16 protein-coding genes are annotated in these 18783 nt (G+C 36.4%); 9 read left to right on the forward strand and 7 right to left on the reverse strand.

The genetic code is table 11. The annotated features are described in order from the left end of the window. Window positions 1-19: 19 nt before the first annotated feature. From QZ136_RS03195 to secA, 6 genes are all read right to left on the reverse strand, one after another. Window positions 20-379, reverse strand: coding sequence for a YraN family protein (locus QZ136_RS03195; protein ID WP_291400266.1), 360 nt, complete (start codon window positions 377-379; stop codon window positions 20-22). After that, complete coding sequence (dnaG, locus tag QZ136_RS03200) at window positions 379-2301, reverse strand: DNA primase (RefSeq protein WP_291400268.1); 1923 nt, start codon at window positions 2299-2301, stop codon at window positions 379-381. Before dnaG ends, QZ136_RS03195 begins: the two co-directional genes overlap by 1 nt. A gap of 109 nt (window positions 2302-2410) precedes the next feature. Beyond that, a complete protein-coding gene (locus QZ136_RS03205; RefSeq protein WP_291400486.1) occupies window positions 2411-3346 on the reverse strand; it encodes a hypothetical protein in 936 nt (311 codons plus the stop codon). 33 nt (window positions 3347-3379) lie between these two features. Beyond that, entirely contained in the window at window positions 3380-4564 is a 1185-nt protein-coding gene (locus tag QZ136_RS03210; protein WP_291400489.1) for a M20 family metallopeptidase, read from the reverse strand. After that, on the reverse strand, window positions 4564-4971 hold the full coding sequence (locus QZ136_RS03215) for an SPOR domain-containing protein (protein ID WP_291400270.1): 408 nt from the start codon (window positions 4969-4971) through the stop codon (window positions 4564-4566). Before QZ136_RS03215 ends, QZ136_RS03210 begins: the two co-directional genes overlap by 1 nt. Window positions 4972-4974: 3 nt before the next feature. Continuing rightward, the gene (gene secA, locus QZ136_RS03220) at window positions 4975-8277 is read right to left on the reverse strand and encodes a preprotein translocase subunit SecA (RefSeq protein WP_291400272.1); all 3303 of its coding nucleotides are present in this window, start codon (window positions 8275-8277) and stop codon (window positions 4975-4977) included. A 515-nt stretch (window positions 8278-8792) separates the two neighbouring features. On the opposite strand from secA, the gene QZ136_RS03225 reads away from it, so the two are divergent. The 3 genes from QZ136_RS03225 (at window position 8793) to QZ136_RS03235 (ending at window position 11431) form a co-directional block, all read left to right on the forward strand. Beyond that, a complete protein-coding gene (locus QZ136_RS03225) occupies window positions 8793-9347 on the forward strand; it encodes a transposase (RefSeq protein WP_291400274.1) in 555 nt (184 codons plus the stop codon). 557 nt (window positions 9348-9904) lie between these two features. Next, window positions 9905-10081 carry a hypothetical protein gene (locus QZ136_RS03230; protein WP_291400276.1) on the forward strand — a complete coding sequence of 59 codons (177 nt, stop codon included), beginning with the start codon at window positions 9905-9907 and terminating at the stop codon, window positions 10079-10081. A gap of 348 nt (window positions 10082-10429) precedes the next feature. Beyond that, a complete protein-coding gene (locus tag QZ136_RS03235; protein ID WP_291400277.1) occupies window positions 10430-11431 on the forward strand; it encodes a glycosyl hydrolase family 18 protein in 1002 nt (333 codons plus the stop codon). A 149-nt stretch (window positions 11432-11580) separates the two neighbouring features. On the opposite strand, the gene QZ136_RS03240 is transcribed toward QZ136_RS03235, so the two are convergent. Further along, on the reverse strand, window positions 11581-11946 hold the full coding sequence (locus QZ136_RS03240) for a helix-turn-helix transcriptional regulator (RefSeq protein WP_291400279.1): 366 nt from the start codon (window positions 11944-11946) through the stop codon (window positions 11581-11583). Window positions 11947-12203: 257 nt separating this feature from the next. On the opposite strand from QZ136_RS03240, the gene QZ136_RS03245 reads away from it, so the two are divergent. The 6 genes from QZ136_RS03245 (at window position 12204) to purD (ending at window position 18779) form a co-directional block, all read left to right on the forward strand. Then, entirely contained in the window at window positions 12204-13364 is a 1161-nt protein-coding gene (locus tag QZ136_RS03245) for an HlyD family efflux transporter periplasmic adaptor subunit (protein ID WP_291400281.1), read from the forward strand. Window positions 13365-13391: 27 nt separating this feature from the next. Continuing rightward, on the forward strand, window positions 13392-15539 hold the full coding sequence (locus QZ136_RS03250) for a peptidase domain-containing ABC transporter (RefSeq protein WP_291400283.1): 2148 nt from the start codon (window positions 13392-13394) through the stop codon (window positions 15537-15539). A gap of 41 nt (window positions 15540-15580) precedes the next feature. Then, entirely contained in the window at window positions 15581-15907 is a 327-nt protein-coding gene (locus tag QZ136_RS03255; protein ID WP_291400285.1) for a hypothetical protein, read from the forward strand. 104 nt (window positions 15908-16011) lie between these two features. Then, a complete protein-coding gene (locus tag QZ136_RS03260; protein ID WP_291400287.1) occupies window positions 16012-16221 on the forward strand; it encodes a hypothetical protein in 210 nt (69 codons plus the stop codon). Between the two features lie 4 nt (window positions 16222-16225). Continuing rightward, the gene (locus QZ136_RS03265) at window positions 16226-16414 is read left to right on the forward strand and encodes a hypothetical protein (protein ID WP_291400289.1); all 189 of its coding nucleotides are present in this window, start codon (window positions 16226-16228) and stop codon (window positions 16412-16414) included. A gap of 1069 nt (window positions 16415-17483) precedes the next feature. Beyond that, window positions 17484-18779: a phosphoribosylamine--glycine ligase gene (gene purD, locus QZ136_RS03270; RefSeq protein WP_291400291.1), complete on the forward strand. Its 1296-nt coding sequence runs from the start codon at window positions 17484-17486 to the stop codon at window positions 18777-18779. The last annotated feature ends 4 nt before the right edge of the window (window positions 18780-18783 follow it).

Consider the following 18783-nt stretch of genomic DNA (forward strand, 5'->3'; position numbering starts at 1 on the left):
TAAAAATATTAACCCAATTTCAGGGCCAAAAAGCATCTTCAATATGTTTTATAATTGGTTTTCCAAATTTATCAAACAAAATTGAAATGATATCAAATCTTATTTGATGTTGATGATTCATCAAATAAATATACTCATCAGCAGCTAAAGCCATTTGCTTCTGCTTATTCTGACTCACAAAATCTTCAGGCTCAGCAAAAGTATTATTCTTACGTGTTTTTACCTCAACAAAAATAATTTTCGAGTCTTTGTAGGCAATTAGGTCAATTTCAGATTTTTTAAAAACCCAGTTTTCATCAAGAATTTCATAACCAGAATTTTCAAGAAACTGCTTGGCTAATTGCTCCCCATCTGAGCCTAAATCATTATGTGAGGCCATTATTTGATGATTACAGAGCCCAGAAACATGGAAATTCCCTTTTCCACTTCCTTAACTTGCAGATAATGGCGCATCAAGATAGCCTGGTTATCGGCATCTGTCTCTAATTGGATATCGTCACGTATTTTTTTAAGAATGAGATCAACTTTACGCTTCTTTAAGTGAAATATTCCTCCCAAAATGGTGGCTCTTAAATTTTCGCTTTCATTGCGAACGTAAATTTTTCTCTTTGCATACCAGTTTTCACTCAAAATATAGGGTGATGAAACCATCGCAATGGCCAAATCGGCAATTTCATGATCTGCATGCTTAATAAAATCTTGTTCTGATGGTAAGGAACCGTTTTCCAAAGCCTTCTTATATTCATCAAGAATACGATTACAAAGTGGATTGTCAAAACTTACATCGGCGAGATTTGCTATGATGTAGGGTGCGATATAAGTATCGGTAATATCATCCCACTGGACTAATTCATGTCCATAATTCAAGAGAAGGCGAATAATTTCCTTTTCCTGCTTATCATCACCATCTGAAATGCCTCCTAAACTAGGCGCCAAGGCCTCAATTGGAGCTTCCATTGGTTGTGGCGCCGAATAGTTAGAATTGTCCTTTTTGGCTTTGCTAAGATGCATTTTATTGAGCTCCGAAATCAAAACTCGCTCCTCAATTTGGAGTAAAGAGCTACACTCGCGAACGAAAACAGAGGCTTTAATGCCATCCGGAATCTTGGCAATACTTTCTACTACCTCGCGAATAATTCCCGCTCTTTTTATGGGATCATTTCCCGCATCTTTAAGTAAGATACCAGTTTTATATAAGATAAAATCTTTTTTATTCTGCTCAATATGAGTTTTAAAGGCCGAGCTGCCAAACTTTTGAACGAAGGAATCAGGATCATGCCCATCCGGGAAAAGTACAACCTTCACATTGAGCCCTTCTTCCAAAATCATGTCGAGACCTCTCAAGGAAGCCTTTATTCCTGCCTCATCTCCATCATATAAAATGGTAATATTCTTCGTAAAACGACCAATAAGACGTATTTGTTCGATTGTAAGTGAGGTTCCAGATGAAGCAACCACATTTTCTACCCCCGCTTGATGTACCGAAAGCACATCGGCATAGCCCTCCACCAAATAACAATTATCTTCATCGCGAATAGCTTTTTTGGCGAAAAATAAGCCATATAAAACATTCGACTTATGATAAATATCACTTTCGGGAGAGTTTACATATTTAGGAACGGCTTTGTCTGTTTTTAAAGTTCTACCTCCAAAACCAATTATACGGCCGGTAAAACTATGAATCGGGAACATAACTCTCCCACGGAAACGATCATAAAGCTTCTCATTATCCTTGCGAATTGTTAGGCCTGTTTCCTCCAGAAATTGAAGGCTATAACCTTCTTTTACAGCTTGTTGTGTAAGTGCATCCCAAACATCTGGTGAATAACCCAGCTCGAATTTCTTAATAATATCATCCCGAAAACCACGCTCCTTGAAATAGGATAGTCCGATAGTTTTACCCTCCTCCGTCTCCATCATTTGCTCATGGAAATACTTGGCAGCAAATCCAGAAACAATGTATAAGCTTTCACGACGATCATTAACGGCCTTCTCTTCCGGTGAGTTCTCAACCTCCGCTACTTCAATGCTATATTTATTTGCTAAATAGCGTAAAGCTTCAGGGTAAGTAGCCTTCTCATGCTCCATGATGAAACGAACTGAATCGCCACCCTGACCGCATCCAAAGCATTTATAAATGCCCTTTGCCACCGAAACGTGGAAAGAGGGAGTCCGCTCATTATGAAAAGGACAAAGACCGATCATGCTTGTACCACGTCTTTTCAAAGACACAAAATCGCCTACAACCTCCTCAATACGAGAAGTTTCAATGATCTTGTCTACGGTCTCTTTTGGAATCAAAGCTTTATTTTGGAATTTAAAATTAGTGAATTTTTTTATTGAAAATGGAACAGCTAAAAATTCCTATGAATTTTCTCCCAAAAACAAAAAGCAAAGATTATAAAATTAATTATTTATAACCCTTGTGTAGAATTAAGAAACTTGCTCTCTCCTCCCTTTTAAATGGGATGTCCCAATTTCCTTGATAGCTAATTTTTGTAGGAAGAAGTGTCTGATTATCATCAAAATAACCTAATTCAATATTCATCTGCACATCAAAATCGAAAGCTAAATTATCGTATTTCATATCTACATACCGACCTAAAATCTGGAAATTACGCATATCAAAAATGGTAGTAAGCTCCTTAATCATCAGTCCGTCTTTTGTCCAGTTCGATAATTCTGGCTTCATAGAAACCTTAAATCGATAAACTGGAATAGAATCTAAATAAGTCCCACGATAAAACGAATAATTATAATACTGCCTCATATTCGGAGTAAAAATCTGAGTTTTACTACCGATAAATGGAACGCCTTTGATTGGTCGGCCGGGACTAAAAATCAATGTTTTGAGTTTATCTTTATACGATTCATTGCTTTCGCCCTTTGCTCCAGTGATAGGTGCAGAAGGCACAAAATCAGAATTATAGGCATTCATAAAAATGTAGTCAAACATCTCTACGGTGTAAAGTGAGAATTTCCCGTTTTTCTTATAAACCTTGCCTTCATCTTTTTTATCAAGGAACTGCATTTTATATGGTCCTTCATTATTATGATAGATTTTTCGGTAGATTTTCCCTTCTACTGCATTTTCCTTATTGTAGGTAAAAACTCTGTTTTCGGCGGTAAAAGAGTATCTTTTCATGTTGCGGAAGGCCTCATAAAAACTCGTATCATTAATAATTTCATTGATGAAACTCTCAATTGTTAAACGTGTTGAGCTTACCGTTATTGCCGAATCAATGTTTACTGTTAGGACAGTATCTGGATTAAAGCGAGGTATTTGTTGAGCGAAACCCATCCCACAAATACTCATCAGGCTCAGCAAAAAATATAGTTTCTTCATCATAATTTAAAAGATTGGCAGAATGTTCTGCAATTAATTTCCCAGCTGCTTTAGGGCGATGTAGGTCATTAAACCTGTGCTTAAGCGTAGTGAATCTTCATCCACATCAAAGGTTGGCGTATGTACAGATGAAGTTATCCCACGAGAAATATTTCCTGTCCCAAGTCTATAAAAACAAGCATCTGAAGCCTGCGAAAAATAGGCGAAATCTTCAGCAGCCATCCATAAGTCGAGGTCGAGTACATTCTCCTTACCCAAATATTCTTCTGCAGAGGCCCTAGCATTTGCGGTAAGCAGCTCCTCATTAACCAAAAAGGGATAGCCATTCACAATTTTAAAATCACATGAACCTCCCATAGCCTCGGCGATGCCTTCTGCCATTTTTTTCATTTTTTCATGTGCTTTAGCTCTCCACTCCTCATCCATGGTGCGGAAAGTGCCTTCCAAATACACTTCATTAGGGATAACATTGGTAGCCCCATTGGCAATAACCTTACCGAATGAAAGCACGGAAGGGGTTTTTGGATCAGCTACGCGACTTATAATCTGTTGTAAGGCAATGATAATATGAGATGTGATGACAACTGGATCAATATTTTGTTGAGGTTGAGCACCATGCCCCCCCTTCCCATGAACAGTTACATAAATTTCATCTGTTGACGCCATGTATTTCCCTGCACGAAAGCCGACCTTACCTGTCTCAATTAATGGCATCACATGCTGCCCGAGTACCGCATCAGGTTTAGGATTTTCTAATACCCCCTCCTGAATCATCAAATTTGCTCCGCCAGGTAATTTCTCTTCGGCAGGCTGAAATATTAATTTAACTGTCCCGCCAAACTCTTCTTTCAATTCCGAAAGAATTTTTGCTGTTCCAAGTAATGAAGAGGTATGAACATCATGTCCACAAGCATGCATTACACCTGGATTCTGAGATTTATATTCCACATCATTAGCCTCTAGAATCGGCAATGCATCCATATCGGCTCTAAGAGCCACCACGGCATTTGATGGCTTGGAGCCCTTAATTAGAGCCACCAGACCAGTGTTCGCCATTTTTTTATACTCAATTCCGAGTTCATCTAACTTTTTTGCCACAAAGGCAGAAGTTTCATACTCGTGGAAAGAAAGTTCAGGATGAGCATGTAAATGCCTACGATTTGCCACCGTATCAGCATGAATTTGATTGGCAAGAAGGGTAACTTTATCTTTTAGCATCATCGAAGAATTATCATTTCAGAGAAAATAAACATGGACGAATAAAACTTTTTAAGCTCATTCATGAATTTTTCGGCTTCAAGTTTGGTGCGAAAATCGCCCACTCTAAGCCTATAATTTGGCTGAACATAACTGATATAAGTTGAATATGCCGGATAACGTACCTTGAATTTTGCTTGCTCATTATAAGCATCCTGACGTTGAAGTCCGGAAAACACTTGAACTCGAAAACCTGAAACCGAAATATTGGATCCCGATTTCACATTTTTACTCAAAGCTAAGCGCTTAGCAATTAAACTATCAATCTGAGGATCCTTCGTAACAGTCAACTGGCCTCTCTCCTGCGCCGAAGCAACTTGGATACCTATCGCAAAAAAAATAAAGCAGACGAGATCCTTCCATTTCATGATTTACTCCGCTCCTATACCATGACAGTTTTTATATTTCTTACCACTTCCACATGGGCAAGGGTCATTTCTTCCAATTTTGTTCTCTACACGAATAGGCTGTGTTTTTTGCAATTCACGCGTATCATCAACTGGCACCCCATTTGCAGATTGAGCAAGCTCCGGCTTTGAAACCTTCAATTTACTCAAATCTTGACGCTGCTGAGGGCGTGCCTCACGGACTTGTGCAGGGTCTTGCGAAGGAATATTACCCTTAAACAAGAAACTTACAATATCCTTATTTACAGTTGCCAACATTTGCTTAAACATATTGAAGGCTTCCATTTTATAGACAATCAATGGGTCTTTTTGCTCGTAAACCGCATTTTGTACCGACTGCTTTAAATCGTCCATTTCGCGTAAATGCTCCTTCCAAGCATCATCAATTAGCGCCAGAACAACCGTTTTCTCGAAGGCCTTAAATACCTCATAGCCATTGCTATCCACGGCTTTTTTAAGATTTGCAGCCACCTGAACCGAGCGAATGCCATCTGTAAATGGAACTACGATATTTTCAATTTGATCGCCACGCTCCTTCAAAACATCCCTTAAAACTGGGAAAGTTTGATGCGCAATAGCCTCTAATTTACGGTTATAATATGCCTCAATTTTAGCAAACATCTTATCCGTAAGATTGTTAATATTAGTCTCCGCAAATTGCTTTTCCGTCATTTCTGGATCTACCGAGAAAATACGAATAATCTCCATTTCGAAGCCTTCATAATTCCCCTGATCTTTGTATTCAGAAACAATATCCTCAACCACATCAAAAATGGTATTATTCAAATCTACATCCAAGCGCTCTCCAAAAAGGGCATTTTTACGCTTCGCATAAATTACTGAACGCTGCGAGTTCATCACATCATCATACTCCAATAAACGCTTACGAACACCAAAATTGTTTTCCTCAACCTTACGTTGAGCACGCTCAATAGATTTGGTAATCATGGAATGTTGAATCACTTCACCTTCCTCAATTCCCATACGTAGCATGATGTTTGAAATACGCTCAGAACCAAATAAACGCATTAAATTGTCTTCCAAAGAGACAAAAAACTGACTTGATCCTGGATCACCTTGACGACCTGCACGACCACGCAACTGTCTATCAACACGACGTGATTCATGACGCTCGGTACCTACAATTGCCAAACCACCAGCCTCTTTCACACCTGGGCCAAGCTTAATATCCGTACCACGACCCGCCATGTTGGTAGCAATGGTAACCGTACTCGCCTGACCAGCCTCCGCAACGATATCAGCCTCTTTCTGGTGTAATTTCGCGTTTAAGACATTGTGTTTAATGCCTCTTAATTTAAGCATGCGACTTAAAAGTTCGGAAATCTCAACCGAAGTGGTACCCACCAAGACTGGTCTGCCCGCTTGTGTAAGACGTGTGATTTCATCCGCTACCGCATTATATTTTTCACGGACGGTGCGATACACCATGTCCTCTTCATCTTTACGCTTAGCAATAACGTGGGTAGGAATTTCAACAACATCCAATTTATAGATTTGCCAAAGCTCGCCCGCCTCGGTAACCGCCGTTCCAGTCATACCACAAAGCTTATGGTACATTCTGAAGAAATTCTGGAGCGTGATGGTTGCATAGGTTTGAGTTGCATCCTCAACCTTCACATTTTCTTTAGCCTCAATTGCTTGGTGTAGGCCATCCGAGTAACGGCGACCATCCATGATACGGCCTGTTTGCTCATCAACCAACTTAATTTTACCCTCATCAACGATATATTCAACGTCGATTTCAAATAAAGTATAAGCTTTTAAAAGCTGATTTACAGAGTGGATACGTTCAGATTTGATAGAGAAATCGCGCATTAAAGCATCTTTTTTCTCTAGCTTTTCCTCCATAGAGAGCCCCGACTTTTCCAATTCGGCAATTTCGGTCCCCACATCAGGCATCACAAAGAAATTATGATCCTCGCCTGAGCTAGTAATCAGCTCAATACCTTTTTCTGTTAGTTCAACCTGATTATTTTTTTCATCAATCACAAAGAAAAGCTCGGAATCAACCTTAGGCATTTCCTTGTTTTGGTTTTCCATGTAATAATGCTCCGATTTGGTCAACACTTGACGCATGCCAGGCTCACTCAAAAATTTGATAAGCGCTTTACTTTTAGGTAAACCACGGTAAGCTCTTAAAAGGGCTAAACCACCATCTTGCGGACCCGCTTGGCCTTCATTAATTGATTTTTTAGCTTCGTTTAAAACATTATTGATGAAATTCTTTTGAGCAGTAACCAAGCGTTCGATACGTGGTTTTAACTCATAAAATTCGTGTTCATCACCACGTGGGATAGGTCCCGAAATGATTAAAGGCGTTCTAGCATCATCAATTAATACTGAATCCACCTCATCAACCATGGCAAAATGTAATTTACGTTGAACCAGACTTTCAGGATTCGATGTCATATTGTCACGCAAATAATCGAAGCCAAATTCATTGTTCGTCCCGAAGGTAATGTCGGCAAGGTAAGCCTTACGTCTATCTTCCGAATTTGGCTGATGCTTATCGATACAATCCACTGTCAAACCGTGGAACTCAAATAAAGGACCATTCCACTCCGAGTCACGACGAGCCAAATAATCGTTCACCGTAACGATATGTACTCCTTGTCCCGATAACGCATTTAAGTATGCTGGCAAAGTACCAACAAGCGTTTTACCCTCACCCGTAGCCATTTCAGAGATTTTACCTTGGTGCAAAACAATACCACCAATTAACTGAACATCATAATGAATCATGTTCCAGGTTACTTCTGTCCCGGCTGCTAACCAAGTATTATGGTGGATAGCCTTATCACCATTGATGATTACATTCTTTTTGCGAGCCGCTAATTCACGGTCGGCTTGCGTTGCAGTAACCTCAATCGTTTTATTTTCGGTGAAACGACGAGCAGTATCTTTCATCACTGCAAAAGCTTCAGGCAAGATTTCCATTAAAACCTTTTCAAGCTCTGCATCGCGATCTTTTTGAAGTTTATCCAACTGATCATAAAGGGCAGTCTTCTCATTCATTGGTAAATCTGCAGACTCAGCTTTGGCTTTCACTGCGGCAATTTCAATATCAATTTCTGTGAGATATTCTTTAATTCGGGACTTAAAATCAAGGGTTTTTTGCCTCAATTCATCATTAGTCAGTGTAGATAATTTGCTATATTCTTCTTTAGTTTTTTCAACTAAGGGCTGTATTAACTTAATATCACGGTTTGATTTACTACCGAAAAGCTTACTAATAAGTGCTAACATGTGTATTTGAAAATAATTAAAATCAATTGCATACAAGAACTAAGCCATTGGCTAAAATTAGCCAGAATGACATAATTGATTCAAAATTACGATTATTAATTAGGATTGAGAAGAAATTAGGATGGGGGATGGGGAGGAATTAAGCAAGATTTGGAATTTTGGGAATTTTTTATTATATTAAATAGCAATTAACGTGATATCCACCGTCATTTCGGACAGCCATTATTATCGCTCTGTTACCAATTAACGTGAAAATCACCGCCATTTCGAACATGCTACTCCAAACGTGATGTCACCAGTATACGTGTGGCATGGAGAAATCCACTGTCCGTAGAGTTAAGCGCAGCGTCTCTACGGATTAGCAAATGATAAGAGTCTTCAGACTCGTCTCAAATAAACTATTACCGTTTATCAGCCATTAAACACCGTTCAATAACTATTCTACCAATAATTGACATCCCCATGTATCTTTAAATTATTGTTTTTATTTCCAATTGCTTATTATTTTTTACTAAATGTCGGATAGAGGTTTCCAAATTAAAGATCAATACGCAGTACATTTTCTCACCTTCACTGTAGTTGAATGGGTGGATGTTTTTACTAGAAAGATCTACTCAGATATTTTAATAGATAGTCTAAAGTTTTGTCAAGAAAAAAAGGGACTAAAAATACATGCATGGTGCATCATGAGCAATCACGTTCATCTAATCTTATCTACAGACGGCGTCAAAAAACTTTCTGATGTAATTAGAGATTTTAAAAAATTTAGTTCTTTTGCCATTATAAATGCCATTCAGAATAATCCTAAAGAAAGTAGAAAAAAATGGATGTTATGGATTTTTGGGAAAGCAGGTAAATTTAATAGTCGAAATGAAAATTATCAATTTTGGCAGCAGACTAATCATCCAATAGAATGTTCTTCGGAAGAAATATTGATGTCAAGAATGAAATATTTACATGAAAACCCAATTAGGGCAGGAATTGTAAATTTTGAACAAGATTATTTGTATTCATCGGGTATTGATTATTATGGAAATGGCCGAGGCTTGATTAAAATTGATTTTGTGTGATGGGTTTTGATTTTTTTTTATTTTACAATAAATATTGTTGAATTAGAGAAGAGTTTGAAAGACTTGTTATTTAATAGAGGAGTCTGAAGACTCCTTACATTGATGAATCCGTAGAGACGCTACGCTTAACTCTACGGACAGTCTGAGCTCATCCGCGAAAATCTGCGGGGGATTTTTGTTATATCGAATTGAAAATTATTATAATGTAAATTAAAAAAATTAATTAAATTTACCTTAAGATGAGCCCATTTAATTAACATTTAAAAAAGAATTTTAAGCTATTTAATTACTAAAATGAATAAAATTGAACTAAAGACATTTTTTAAATATGGCTTTATCGTAGGGATAGCCATAGGTGCGATTGTATTAAAACATATTTTATAAATCTTAAATTAAAAAAATGAATTCCCAAAATGACGATTTAGAGCGTAAATACAATCGCCTTAAACGGAGTAATCAATATCTTTTTGCACTTGTAGTGATGACATTGATTATTCAGGTTTATAATTTGATTTTTAAATAAATTTCAATGGGCATCTTTTAAATAATAAAGAATTATGGATAGAGAAGAAAATCATAAATACATTGAAAATCTGAAGCAATTGTTTAATGAACTTATGGCTAATAAATTGACTAAAACTTTATTTACGGCCTTGCTCATCGCCACATTATTTAATCAATCTTTTAAAGCAGGTACTTCGATTGGCCAATTTATTTATTATGTCACCCATTGAATTTAATAATCAATAATTAAACCCAAATAGAATTATGTTACATTTAATCAAATTAGAGGTTCTTATCTTTCTAGAAAAACACTGGGTACAATTGTTTACTATTGGTCTGCTAATTGGTGCCTTTATAGCATCTTCTGAGCACATTCAAACAAAATAAGGCTTAGAATTATCAAAATGACATTAAATGGCTTAAGTACCGCTGTAAAATAAAGGACAGCCTCTCCACGAACAGTCCGGCTTTAAACCTAAGCTCATAATGACCAAGACTCCTGAAAAATTATAGTTTTGTAATCAAACAGACAAAATTTTAAAATGAAAAAAATATTTTGCTTCTCGTCGATTTTAATAATGAGTTTTAGTGCATGTAAAAAAAATAAAGACACGCAGCCATCAACCGTTACGCCAGTTAACCCACCAACACCTATCAACTATGTGGCCGACAAAAGTTTTAAAATAGTAGCTTATATGCCTAGCTACAAAGACCCCGCATTGGTTGATGTGAGCAAATACAAAATGATTACCCACTTGTTTTATGCATTTTTAGAAATTAATGCTTCAGGAGACGGATCCTTAAATCCACTTCCACAACCATCAAGATTTGAAGTCGTTAAACAAAGAGCAAAGGCAAATGGCCTCAAATTTGGAATTTCTATTGCAGGTTTGAGTGATTATTTTGTAAAAATGGCGAGTTCTGCTACTTCAAGAACAAAATTTGTAACTCAAGTTGTATCATTTGCAAAATCAAATGATTTAGATGGTGTAGATTTAGATTGGGAGTACCCAAATGCCACCCTTGGATCTGCCGATAATTTCACCTTATTAGTACAAGAATTAGCTTTAGAACTTCACAAAGCGAATAAATTTTTAAGCGCAGCCGTAACCCCTGCTGTTTATGCTGGCGGTGTTAGAGATGGGGTAAAAGCCGGAGCTATTGCCGCAGTTGATTTTTTTAATATTATGCAGTATGATGGCACTAACTACGATACTTCAGAACCTTTAAACCACGCTTCTTATAAAATGTCGGTAGCCAGTTTAGATATATGGCTAGGATCTAAAGGACTACCAAAAGAAAAAGCAGTAGTTGGAATGCCCCTTTATGGAAAGGATGCCACAGGCAAAATATCTATCGCGTATAGAGATATAGAAACTTCGGGCGCTAATGTAAACTTAAATGCAGCTACAGTAAATGGTGTTGCTTATGGTTTTAATGGCATTACATTGATAAAACAAAAGACTCAATTAGCCAAAGAAAGAGCAAATGGCATTATGTTTTGGGAGTTTGCACACGATAGCAATACAAGCAATTCATTGGTAAAAGCAGCAAACGATCAGTTGGGACGATCCTACTAATTCTTTTACCGCGTTTAAATTTTTGCGCCTTCGCGAGATTTAATCTGCGCTGATCTGCGAAAATCTACGGGAGTTTATCTTTTGCAAGTCGCAGATGTCGTTTTCTTGGCTTCAAGAACCTCAGCCACCGCATAACTTCCAACTCCAGACTAAAACTTACCTTTCTCTAGCAGCATCTCTTTTAGAAAAGCAATTTGCTCGTCTTTTGCCTGTATTAGTTTTTCGTAAACTGCTTTATTGTCTTGGTAAAGATTCTCCACCTGCTGATGCCCAACTGCATTATCCTTTAAATCTTGATTATAAATAATCTGATTTTTAAGATCTAAAATTTCAGATACTTCTGTTTCTAAAAGTTTACCAATTGAAAAAAGGCGATCTATTGTAATTTTAGTCACACCGCTCTCTAATTTTGCGTAAGATGCTTGGTTAACATCTAAATGATGCGCCATATATTCCTGACTAAAACCTCTTAACTCACGGTACTTTCTTATATTTTTTGCAATCGTATCATTCATAAAAAGAATAATTATATTCTCAAATATAATAAAATATTCATAAAACAAATAGTATGTGAAAATTTTTATCTCCTAATTTGATGTACATCATTGCCTATGTTAATTAAAATAACCTAAAATTAAACATATGCAGAAAAACAACATTAAGTTAATTCCTACTTTTTCTATACATCTCTTATTATTAGTCCTTTTCAATTTTAAAATTGAAGAAAGGGTTAATCAGAACATTGAATTTAGCCCTTTAGTTTAAGTTAGATATGAAACAAGTATTTGACGACAACATACAAGACACAAGCGTTTTGTATATGCATGAAACCCGAGTGCGAAGCCAAATTATTTACAGTATTACTCTTTTAGCAATAATATTAGCTGTATTGGCATTGCCATTTATACATACTACAATTAGTGTCAAAGGACTTGGTTTGGTGCAGAGCAACATAGAAAAGACTGAGATTTTAGCTCCAGTAAGTGGTAAAATCGTTGCAATTAATTTAAAAGACAATCAAAAAGTACATAAAGGTGATCTTTTAATTCGAATAGATGCAGCAATACCAAAACAGCAAAGTGATATTTTAAGCAACAAAAATAATCAATTACAAAATTTACTAAACGATGCCGAAATGCTTATTAAGGCACTTGATTTTGCGAAGGAGACAGTCTCATTGCAAACTGGCTTATACAATTCAAGTTGGCAACAATATTTAGAGCAACAGCAAAATGCACTTAACGCTAAAGAACAAAGCTTTAAAATTTATAAACGTTATGAAACGCTTCATACAAAAAGGGTGGTAACTCAAGCGGAATATGAACAATATAAATACAATTACGAGCAAGCCTTATCAGACTTAAAAATGGTTGCTAAGAGGTACCGAACGCAATGGCAAACAGAGGCTAACCAATACCGCAACGAACTTAAAGAAATTCAAAATCAAAAAATACAACTCAATGAGCAAGAAAAATTGTATACCGTGAATTCGCAACTTTCTGGCTCAGTACAAAATTTAACTGGTTTACAAATTGGTGCCTATGTTTATGCTAACCAAAAAATTGCAGATATAAGTCCCGATACTGCACTATTAGCTTTCTGTTTCATCAAACCTTCTGATATAGGTCTAATTAAAAAGGGACAACATGTTCGTTTTCAAATAGATGCATTTAATTATAATCAATGGGGTATGCTTACTGGCAAAGTGGTAGATATAAGTGATGACATTTTTGTGCAAGACAAAACGACCTATTTTAAGGTAAAATGCAAGTTTGATAAAAACTATCTACAGCTAAAAAATGGTTATAAAGGTCATATCAAAAAAGGAATGAGCTTTAACGCCAATTTCACGGTTACCAAACGCAGCTTATTTCAATTGCTTTATGATAAAGTTGATGATTGGATTAATCCAGAAACCGCAAGAAAAAGCTAAAATTAAAAATCATCTCAAAAATCATTAATGGCTATACCTCTTATTAAACAACGTGATATTACTGATTGTGGAGCAGCTTGTTTGGCTTCAATAGCAAGCTTTTATGGCTTAAAATTACCAATTGCTCGTATCCGCCAAATGGCTAGTACAGATACGAAAGGAACAAATGTATTAGGCCTAATTGAAGCTGCGAATAAATTAGGGTTCGAAGCTAAAGGCGTGCGTGGAGCCCCTGAAAGTCTGAGTAAAATACCCTTACCCGCCATTGCACATATTGTGGTTAAAAAACAGCTCCATCATTATGTAGTTATTTACAAGGTTTCTGATACACATATTCAGTTCATGGATCCTGGAGATGGCAAGCTGCACAAAAAAACTATCCCCGAGTTTTTGGAAGAGTGGACAGGCGTACTGGTATTACTCCTACCAAATGAAAGTTTTACAAAAGGTGATAAAAAAGTAAATGTAGGACAACGTTTTTGGCACTTAATTAAACCTCATAAAAGTATTGCTTTACAAGCCCTATTTGGCGCATTTGTTTATACCCTTTTAGGACTAAGCACCTCCATTTTTGTTCAAAAAATAACTGATTATGTGTTAGTAGATGGTAATCGTAACCTGCTCAACTTAATGAGCATAATTATGATATTCATTTTACTGCTTCAACTATTTGTAGGTACTGCAAAAACTATATTTACCATGCGTACCGGGCAGCAAATAGATGCTCAGTTAATTTTGGGATATTATAAACACTTACTGAAGTTACCACAGCAATTTTTTGACACCATGCGTGTGGGGGAAATTATTTCGAGGATAAATGACGCTGTAAAAATTAGAGTCTTTATAAATGAAGTTGCTGTTGGACTTGCAGTAAACCTATTTATCATTGTATTTGCCTTTGCACTTATGTTTAGCTATTACTGGAAATTGGCACTCCTCATGCTGACAGTCATACCGCTATATTTGATAATTTATCTTATCACCAATAAGCTCAATAAAAAAATACAGCGAAAGCTGATGGAAAACAGCGCTGAACTTGAATCTCAACTAGTAGAAAGCCTAAATGCCATGGGCACAATTAAGCGTTTTGGATTGGAATCGCATACCAATCATAAAACTGAAACTAGGTTTGTTCAATTATTACGTACTGTATATAAATCAGGTTTAAACTCGGTTTTTTCAGGCACTTCTACAGAATTAATTGCGCAATTATTAACCATTGCCCTCTTGTGGATTGGTGCAGGTTTTGTGCTCGATAATGAAATTACTCCAGGCGAGTTATTTTCCTTCTATACCCTAATTGGCTACTTTACTGGTCCGGCAGCATCTTTAATAGGGGCCAATAAGGTCATACAAGATGCCGTAATTGCAGCAGACAGGCTATTTGAAATCATGGATCTAGAAATAGAAAATGATGCTCAAAACGTAGAGCTATCTAAAGCGAATTTAGGCGATATAAGATTTGAAAATGTTGCCTTTAGATATGGCACAAGAGTTAGCGTTTTTGAAGATCTAAATCTGCACATTGAAGAAGGTAAGTTTACTGCTATCGTTGGTGAAAGTGGCTCGGGTAAATCTACCCTCATGGCCTTACTTCAAAACATCTACCCCATTCAAAATGGGAATATATTTATAGGAAAATATGCCATTAAGTACCTCAATAATAATTCATTAAGAAATGTATTGAGTGTTGTACCCCAACAAATTGATTTATTTGCTGGAAATGTAATTGATAATATTGCGGTTGGCGATTATGAACCTGATCTTCAAAAAGTAATTGACATTTGTAGCCAGTTAGGGATTTTAGAATTTATTGAGTCTTTGCCCGAAGGATTTCAAACCTATTTAGGTGAAAATGGGGCAACACTTTCTGGTGGACAAAAGCAAAGAATTGCCATAGCAAGGGCTTTATATCGAAATCCAGAGATTCTAATATTAGATGAAGCCACATCATCGCTTGATTCTGCTTCTGAGCAGTATGTGCAGCGTACTATTAATTTATTGCTAGAACAACAGAAAACAATCATCATTATAGCGCATAGATTAAGTACTGTTAGTAAGGCCGATAAACTGATTGTATTAGATAAAGGTAAGGTGGTTGAAGAAGGCTCCCATGAAGAATTACTAGGCCAAAATGGCTATTATAGTAATTTATGGAAACAACAATTTGCTTAATAACAATAATTTATGCGATTTAAACTCCTCAAATTAAAATCATGAAGTTAATAGAATATGTAGAACGCATTAATTTATTGCACAAACTAATTGACGAAAGAAGAACAGGTTGTCCAGAAAAATTGGCAAAACGTCTTAAAATCTCTAAGGGTAGACTTTATCAATTTATTGAGGAACTACGCTTACTTGGTGTGCCCATTTGTTATTCTCGCAACCTAGAAACTTATTATTATGAAGTAGAATTTGAAATTGCAGCTAATCTTTCATTCAGGCCACTTAATACAGCAGAATCAAGAAAAATAAATGCAGGTTTTAGAATACATGAATTAAATATAAATTTTTTACCCACTCTAATTTTTGTAGAATGAACAACACTAAATTAGTATTAAGCAATTAGCACTGTTCCGGATAAAGTGATTCTTGCCATACAAACAAAGGCTGTTTGTGTTTTAAAATTAAAATTTTTAATATTATGGAAAAATTAAAATTAGAAAACTTTGGTGTACGGGAAATGAATGCCAAGGAGATTATTTATATCGATGGAGGTAAGGGGCCTAAAGGTAAAATACCTTGGAAAAAACTTTGGGATTGGGCAGATAAAGGTTTAACAGCACTTGGTGTCTATGAGGCAATTGACGAATTTGCTGAAGGTTGGAATTCTGTAGAATGTAAAAAAAAATAATGTCATGAAAGAAATTTTAAAAAATAACGGAATCTCAGAATTAAAAGTAAATGAACTTTCTTTTATTTACGGTGGTGGATTACGTGAACTTGGAGCTTGGATGAAAGAAGTATTTTGTGCTTGCACAGAAAGACGCAAAAACAGCAAACCATTTACACCCAACTATGACCTCCTTAGAGGGCCAAAAATATAATTAGAAATAGAATAATTTCGAGTCTGTTATTTCCATCAATAACAGACTCTTTATCATCTAAAAAATCTTTGAATTTGATTTTTCTAAATCACCTTAACGAATTTATTCTTTTTTTAAAGACGCCTAAAAGTAATGTTAGGAAGAGTAATGAATCACAATTTGGCATATTCAGTTTCATTCTTTTGCTTAACTCAATCGTGTTTTTTTGTGTATTAGCCATTCACTATTTATTTCTATACATCGAAAAAACTTTTAATTTTAGAGAGGGAGTTTTGATTTTAGAAACTAAAAGTGAATATGATAAAGAGTACACCTTTGGTGTTGTAATAATAGCATGCGTTCTAATGCCATTGATTGAAGAAATAGTTTGTAGGCTTCCCTTACTAAAAAAATATGCAATCTTACTCTTTATTTGTTTGGTAAATCTTTACTTTTTATACAGAATAAAGATAATTCCTAGCACAATACTCATCATTCTTACTATCTTTTTAATTGCATATTTTCTTGACATCTATTTTAAGTGGAAAAAAAAGTATAAGCAAAGATTTTTAACTTTTTTCCTGAATACCTTGTACAGAAAAAATTATAAATATCTTTTCTATAGTCTTATTTTAATGTTTTCTATGATGCATTTTGATAATTATATCTGGACAAGCCAAAACTTAGCTTATGGCATTAGTATTTTAGGTTTGACATTTATAACCGACTTAAGTTTTGGATACTTAATGGTACGGTGTGGCTTCATATATTCTTTATCTCTCCATATTTTATGGAATACTTTTACAGTTTTAACAGAACTATATCTCTAATCACGAGATACTCTTTTTCATGTCCCTTATATCAACAGCCTGCCTTCAATCTCCTAGCTTCGAGAACCTCAGCCACCGTATAAATTATTCTTCCCGCAGATCACGCAGAATTCCGCAGATTTCCTCTGCGCTGATCCGCGATTATCTGCGGGAGCCCCTTTTTAATCGTCTTCAAGATGTCGCCAGCCTGATAACTGCCAACTGCCAACTCATAACTCATAACAATTTGCTCCTTAACTATTTCAACTTATCTTTACACCATGAATATCCTAATACTTGGTTCGGGTGGTCGCGAGAGCGCATTCGCCTCAAAAATCGCGGAAAGCAGCCTTTTAAGTCAAATTTATATTGCTCCTGGAAATGCTGGGACTTCAGCCTACGGGAAAAATATTAACCTAAATCCGACAGATTTTGAAGGAATCGCTGACTTTGTCCTCAAAAATCAAGTAAAAATGGTCATCGTTGGTCCCGAAGAACCACTAGTAAAAGGAATTCACGACTTTTTCCTCAATCGCCCCGATTTAATGCATATCCCTGTTATCGGACCGCAAATGCATGGCGCCCAACTCGAAGGAAGCAAGGATTTTTCCAAGCAGTTCATGATTAAACACGGAATCCCAACAGCGGCATTCAAATCTTTTAATAAATCTACTCTGGAAGAAGGTTTGGCTTATTTGGAGACTCAGAAGCTACCCATTGTTTTAAAAGCCGATGGACTAGCAGCTGGAAAAGGGGTTTTGATTTGTGAGACTTTGCAGGATGCCCAAACAGAGCTTAAAGCCATGCTTGGCGATGCCAAATTTGGAGAAGCAAGTAGCACCGTAGTAATCGAAGAGTTCTTAACTGGAATTGAACTTTCTGTTTTCGTCTTAACAGATGGAAAAAGCTATAAAATACTGCCCGAAGCCAAAGATTATAAACGTATTGGCGAAGGAGATACGGGACTAAATACCGGTGGTATGGGTTCTATTTCGCCTGTTTCTTTTGCAGATGCCGAATTCATGAAGAAAGTGGAAGATCGCATTATTATGCCAACTATTGAGGGATTGAAAAAAGATGGTATCCCATACAAAGGCTTCATTTTCATCGGATTAATGGCTAGCAATAATCCTCAAGGAAGAGAACCTTATGTGATTGAATATAATGTGCGCATGGGTGATCCCGAGACAGAAAGCGTGCTCCCTCGTATCGAAAGCGACCTCCTAGATTTATTTCTTGGTGTAGCCCATGAGAATTTAGCCGAAAAAGAATTAAAAATATCTTCTAAAACCGCTGCCACCGTCATGATTGTTGCAGGTGGTTATCCCGGCGATTATGCCAAAGGAAAGGAAATCTCTGGAATTGAAAATTTAAGACATTCCACTGCTTTTCATGCTGGGACTATCTTAGATAACGGATTAGTAAAATCGAATGGAGGGCGCGTAATTGCCGTAACTTCCTTGCAAGATAATCTCTTCGATGCCGTACAATGCGCTACTGCAGATGCAGGCAGAATTTACTTCGATGGCAGATATTTCCGCCCCGATATCGGTGTAGATCTTATGGAATTAAAATAAAAGA

The sequence above is a fragment of the Daejeonella sp. genome (assembly GCF_017495225.1).
Classification (GTDB): Bacteria; Bacteroidota; Bacteroidia; order Sphingobacteriales; family Sphingobacteriaceae; genus Daejeonella.

Bases quoted from the DNA above. Each gene is read 5' to 3' on its own strand.
- QZ136_RS03195 (WP_291400266.1), bottom strand. From the start codon at position 379: ATGGCCTCACATAATGATTTAGGCTCAGATGGGGAGCAATTAGCCAAG.
- QZ136_RS03205 (WP_291400486.1), bottom strand. From the start codon at position 3,346: ATGAAGAAACTATATTTTTTGCTGAGCCTGATGAGTATTTGTGGGATG.
- QZ136_RS03210 (WP_291400489.1), bottom strand. From the start codon at position 4,564: ATGCTAAAAGATAAAGTTACCCTTCTTGCCAATCAAATTCATGCTGAT.
- QZ136_RS03215 (WP_291400270.1), bottom strand. From the start codon at position 4,971: ATGAAATGGAAGGATCTCGTCTGCTTTATTTTTTTTGCGATAGGTATC.
- secA (WP_291400272.1), bottom strand. From the start codon at position 8,277: ATGTTAGCACTTATTAGTAAGCTTTTCGGTAGTAAATCAAACCGTGAT.
- QZ136_RS03225 (WP_291400274.1), top strand. From the start codon at position 8,793: ATGTCGGATAGAGGTTTCCAAATTAAAGATCAATACGCAGTACATTTT.
- QZ136_RS03230 (WP_291400276.1), top strand. From the start codon at position 9,905: ATGGATAGAGAAGAAAATCATAAATACATTGAAAATCTGAAGCAATTG.
- QZ136_RS03235 (WP_291400277.1), top strand. From the start codon at position 10,430: ATGAGTTTTAGTGCATGTAAAAAAAATAAAGACACGCAGCCATCAACC.
- QZ136_RS03240 (WP_291400279.1), bottom strand. From the start codon at position 11,946: ATGAATGATACGATTGCAAAAAATATAAGAAAGTACCGTGAGTTAAGA.
- QZ136_RS03245 (WP_291400281.1), top strand. From the start codon at position 12,204: ATGAAACAAGTATTTGACGACAACATACAAGACACAAGCGTTTTGTAT.
- QZ136_RS03250 (WP_291400283.1), top strand. From the start codon at position 13,392: ATGGCTATACCTCTTATTAAACAACGTGATATTACTGATTGTGGAGCA.
- QZ136_RS03255 (WP_291400285.1), top strand. From the start codon at position 15,581: ATGAAGTTAATAGAATATGTAGAACGCATTAATTTATTGCACAAACTA.
- QZ136_RS03260 (WP_291400287.1), top strand. From the start codon at position 16,012: ATGGAAAAATTAAAATTAGAAAACTTTGGTGTACGGGAAATGAATGCC.
- QZ136_RS03265 (WP_291400289.1), top strand. From the start codon at position 16,226: ATGAAAGAAATTTTAAAAAATAACGGAATCTCAGAATTAAAAGTAAAT.
- purD (WP_291400291.1), top strand. From the start codon at position 17,484: ATGAATATCCTAATACTTGGTTCGGGTGGTCGCGAGAGCGCATTCGCC.